Below are 4,745 nucleotides of genomic sequence, written 5' to 3' on the forward strand. Positions count from 1 at the left end.
ACAGGGCAAGCCCGACTGTAGGGTGAAGTCCAACATCAAGTCGCTGCCCGCTGTAATGGTCGGCGACGGCACGCTCGATGAACTCGACAGCACGCTTGCATCTGTTGAAAAATACCAATTCCATTGCAACTGGCCGTTTGCTCATGCGATATACGATCACCAACATGGTCCGGGATCGGTAAATGGCCAAAATGGACGAGGCGGCGCGCAAACGAGTGCATACGGCAGTAGCACGCTGCCCGCCGAAGTCGCCTTCATGCTGCGCGGCGAACGTTCGAAGGCGTTGGCCGAATTCGCTTCAAGACGGCGAAGGGCCATGCTGACGGCAGCCTGGGTGCGATGAAGCGCGATTGTCGCGTGCTCACGCTGTCGGCTTCAACCACCGTCACGCCGGTACGCAGCAGCGTGCCGGCGAGATGGCGGATCATCAATTTCCCTCATGCAGACATAAAGATTTCGAGCTTATACCACGCATATACCTGCGGTTAGTATCGTTTCTTCACTCACGCGGGAAATATGGATGAGCGAGGAATTGAACGCAAAACAAGCCAAATACGCGTTATCGAGAACGTCCGTGCCGTTCTCGCGCGCCATCGCGCCAATGTTCGCCGTCGCGTCAATGTGCAGCATTCAACTCGGCGCCGCGCTGTCGCTGTCCACGACGATAAAGCACGGAACCATTAGCACAACATGGCTGCGGCTGTGCTTCGCAGCGGTAGCGCTCGCGGCCATCGTGCGGCCGCCGTTGCACACGTATTCTCGCCAGCACTGGGCGGCCGCGGTCGCGCTTGGCAGCGCAGCGGCGTGTATGACACTATGCTTCTTCGAGGCAGTGCGCCGTGTGCCGCTTGTGTTCGCAGTGGCCGTCAGCTTCCTTGGGCCGATCGCGGTCGCGACATTCGGCGAGCGCAAGCTCCGAAGGCTGATGTGGCCGGTGTTCGCAGTGGCAGGCGTGTTATTGCTAGCTCGGCAGGACGGTATGTGGGTGGTCAGCCCCATTGACTTGGTGTTCCCGATTGGGTCGGCGCTCGGCTGGGTCGCACACATCGTGTTGAAGAAGCACGTCGGCATGCTGTTTGATGGGCTGGAAGGGCTTACTGCGTCCCTGATCGCAGCCGCCGTCGTTACCGGACCATTCGGTATTCTGCTGAGCGGCGGACATTTGCCTGCGGGACAACTCGTCAATGCCGCGTATATTGCAGTCCTGGTGCCGCTTGTCCCATACGTACTCAAAGTAATCGCCCTGCGCCGGATGAGCGCATCCGCATTCGGGGTCGTGATGTGCACCGAGCCTGCGATCGCGGCAGCGATCGGCTTCCTCGTACTCGCACAGCCGATAAGCAGATCGCAGATCGTCGGAACGCTGTGTGTTGTTGGCGCATGCATCGGCGCAGTGGTGGGCGGTATCAGTGCTGGCTCGTCTCAACGGGTTCGCGTGTGACCGCACTACAAGCAGGGACATCTAACCGGTCCGAATCAGCGGAAAAAAGATTCGAGGGGGAAAGCGTTCCTTGAAGCTTCGAGAGGTCGCTCGCAAATACCGGCTTCTCCTGTAGCCGTCGAGAGGAGTTTAACAGTATCGCCTTCTCATCAGGCAGCGACTGCAAGCGGCTTCGCGCATCAGTGGATGGTGAGTCTCAAGGGTTCCGGGGTGCTTCATTGCTTCGCAAAAACAGCTGGCTTCCTTAGCTCACCGAGTCGAGGAAGCTTCAGCAACGTACCGCTTCGCGTTGCCATTTCCGCTCCTGCTTTAATCAGGAGGGCCGCATGACGGCAGATAACGATCGCATTCATCTAGAGCAAGTCGCCGAGCAGGCAATGGAGCAGATGTTTGCCACGTCGCCTGAAACTGCGGCATTCCACCGTGGCAATTGGATTGACAGTGAATACTATCGCCGGCACCTGGTCGAAACCGTGCTACAGAACCGGCTCAACAACGAAGTCGACGCGTTTGCATTGTACAAGCTCGGCTACAAGGACAACATGCTCGCGCAGATTCTCGCGCAATACCTCGCAGGGAAATACGGACGCCATGGACTATTTTTTCGTGACATCGAGAGATTTGGCTTGTCGGCCGATCACGTTGACTGTGTTCGGCCATTCCACAGCACTGACAGGCTAATCCACTCTCTCTATCTGAGTATCGGTCGCGAGGGTCCGCTCTCGACGATAGTGTGGGATTGGTTTGTCGAATGGTATTCGGATCGCTACAACAAGCTCATTACTGAAGCGGCGGATCGCGCGTTGGGGCGCGTTCTCACGAACGGCTCGCCGGACCACATTGCGTATGACAATGCCCACGGTCACGCTGATTTGATGCAGATTGCTCTAGAGCTAGCAATTGACAGATGGGGCGGAGTCGAAAAGGCGGAATATTATCTGTGCCACTTCGTCAAACTGTACGGCGAATACCTCAACGAACTACGTGCAGCGACTGTGCCGCAGTTCCAAACGGCTGCCGGTCATATGCCGGTCGATGGTGGCCGTCATCGTGATTAACCGGCGCGGTTCGTCCCGTCGTTCCTCGTCGGCTCTTGCGCGAATTGTCGTCACCATGCACGCGTTTCCCTGCGAACGACAATGGTGGGCATCGTGCCACTCACCTGTGGGAGACTGACGTGCCGTTTTAATGGTCGACACCGTTTCGCGACACGCTGTCGCCACCGGCGCCCATGCAATCGCGCACGGGCTTCAACATCCGAATTGCGAAGTTGTGGAAACGGCAACGCGGCGCGGCCTCTCACGTCGCCAGCCACTCGAAAAACAAAATCGCCGCAGCGGCCGACGCGACGCTGCACGATTTTTAGCGCAATTCACAGATGTCGCGAGAGCCGCCGTCTGCGGATGACCGTGTGTACGACTGGGGAAAGAAGTAGCTTGGAGGGGGGGCTTTCGTCATGATGCTATCGTCCGCCGGACACTGCTTCGCGCCCATCAAGCACGGTAGCTGGCGCGCCCAGATTATAGGGTTTGGGACAGTCGCGAAACGAAAGCCCACTGCGATGGGCGCAGTCAGCTGAAATGGTATTTATGGGAATAGCTGGAACCTCGCATATCCATCCAGAAATCTGTCAAATCCTGACGTGCTGCTGATGGTTCCCACGATGTCTCTGGCGGGCGGAGATTTCATGCCGGCAGCTACTGCGTGAACAGATCAATTTGAAGCATCCGCTGGTCCCTATTTGGCAGACTGATCAACAGGGATCGGCTGGGCGCGTCGATGAGCAAGACCTTCGTCTCACGCCAGGGTTGTTTGGCAACGTCACCGAGGCTGGCTGATTGTGGGCCTGCCGATATCTGCGATACGCGTTCAAGCCGTCGACGAAGAAGTCGTCCGGCAATCGGTCGAGAGTCCGTATCGGGTGCGCCGGGAGCCACCAGCCATCTCCTTCATAGTAGCCGAGTCCGAACTTCTGTTTAAGAACCTGATAGTCACGCTCGATGCGCCAGCACATCTTCGTCATGGACACAATCGATGAAACAACGCGGTTTTGGATCATCAATTTCCCTCATATAAACATAAAGATTATCAGCCTATATCACGCGTCTCACTGCGGTTAGTATTTCTTCCGTCACTCGCTCGGAGAACACGCATGAGCGAGGGTGATGTCACGTTGATATTTTGGCAAAACTTGCGTGCAAGTATTTCTCAAGAAAGCGGTCGAATGACGAGAAAGCACAGTGAAGCGATGCCATCGTGCATGGCATTGGCCGAGTTCTTTGAGGAGCGAGGTGCGTAGCAGGTCGCTTGGGCGCTAAGGGCCGCGTATTCTGGCTGACGCTCAAGGTGAACATTAGGTACCAGAATCCCGGAAGCCGCGTATGCGGCGCTCCCTTCGCGACCATGAGCCAATAACTGTTTCGTCTCGGAGATTAGACCGGGCACAGGACTTGACAATCACGTGCCCGATCTTCGCCGCTCCCTGGGATTTCGGCTGTCGTGGCGGATAGCTACGGTAACTGGTCGGTGACGATCCGGCTTGGCACTCCAGGCTAGGAGCAAAGACGCGCTTCAAAACCCGTCCGGCGCGGCTACTTCATCGCGACGTCTTTTCCGCGGAATATCGAGTGCGACACGATGCGGATGTGATGACAGATATTGTCGATAATGGTTGATTAGTTAGTTGTGTTCTACTTCTGGAGCCTTTCAATGAGGAGAATGTATTTGTCGATCACGCTGTTAGCGATGCAACCGGTCAGTGCGTGCGCAGCAGAAAGTAGCGCTGCTCGTCCGCCTTTCATTGAGATTCAGTTTGGCAATCCAACCTTCGAGCAGAAGCTTTTTTACAAGAAAATGTATGAAAAGAAGCCATTTCCTGATGCAACGCTCTATTACTATGACAATGGCGTCTACAAGATCATTTCGCAAGGCGAAGAACACTACGGCGTCTATGTCGTACGTGGACATCTGACGGACGAGGAATACGCCGTCCACTACATTTCGCTCCCTTCATCGGACTGGCAGTGGAAGACTGCCCATCATTACCTGAAATTTAACCGTAAAACCGGCACATTCACACAGCAGGCGACGTGGGAAGAGGACCCGAACATCGCACCGCAAGATGGGCTGTTTTCTCAAGGCGAAAACACAATCGCTGACCCACGCTCGATCACGTGGTCAACGCATGCAGACCCCGAGCAGAAGAGGCGGTAGTCGATTTAACCAGTGAAAATTGCACGGATCGGTCGCTTCAACATAACGAGTGGCACGGAAAATAGCAGCTACTAGGGGTAGCGGCAAGGTA

General features: G+C 56.0%; 5 protein-coding genes. All 5 read left to right on the forward strand.

Annotation, left to right across the window (positions count from 1 at the left end):
• Window positions 1-343: hypothetical protein (locus BN2476_RS46950; RefSeq protein WP_218274619.1), on the forward strand; the 343-nt coding region annotated here is incomplete at its 5' end.
• Between the two features lie 258 nt (window positions 344-601).
• The gene (locus tag BN2476_RS44525; RefSeq protein WP_235851265.1) at window positions 602-1,441 is read left to right on the forward strand and encodes an EamA family transporter; all 840 of its coding nucleotides are present in this window, start codon (window positions 602-604) and stop codon (window positions 1,439-1,441) included.
• 326 nt (window positions 1,442-1,767) lie between these two features.
• Window positions 1,768-2,499, forward strand: coding sequence for a hypothetical protein (locus BN2476_RS44530; RefSeq protein ID WP_087740443.1), 732 nt, complete (start codon window positions 1,768-1,770; stop codon window positions 2,497-2,499).
• Between the two features lie 1,094 nt (window positions 2,500-3,593).
• A complete protein-coding gene (locus BN2476_RS46955; protein WP_160111897.1) occupies window positions 3,594-3,740 on the forward strand; it encodes a hypothetical protein in 147 nt (48 codons plus the stop codon).
• Between the two features lie 419 nt (window positions 3,741-4,159).
• Window positions 4,160-4,654 carry a hypothetical protein gene (locus tag BN2476_RS44540; protein ID WP_227747356.1) on the forward strand — a complete coding sequence of 165 codons (495 nt, stop codon included), beginning with the start codon at window positions 4,160-4,162 and terminating at the stop codon, window positions 4,652-4,654.
• Window positions 4,655-4,745 lie beyond the last annotated feature (91 nt).

Origin of the sequence: Paraburkholderia piptadeniae, from assembly GCF_900007165.1 — a bacterium.
GTDB lineage: Bacteria > Pseudomonadota > Gammaproteobacteria > Burkholderiales > Burkholderiaceae > Paraburkholderia > Paraburkholderia piptadeniae.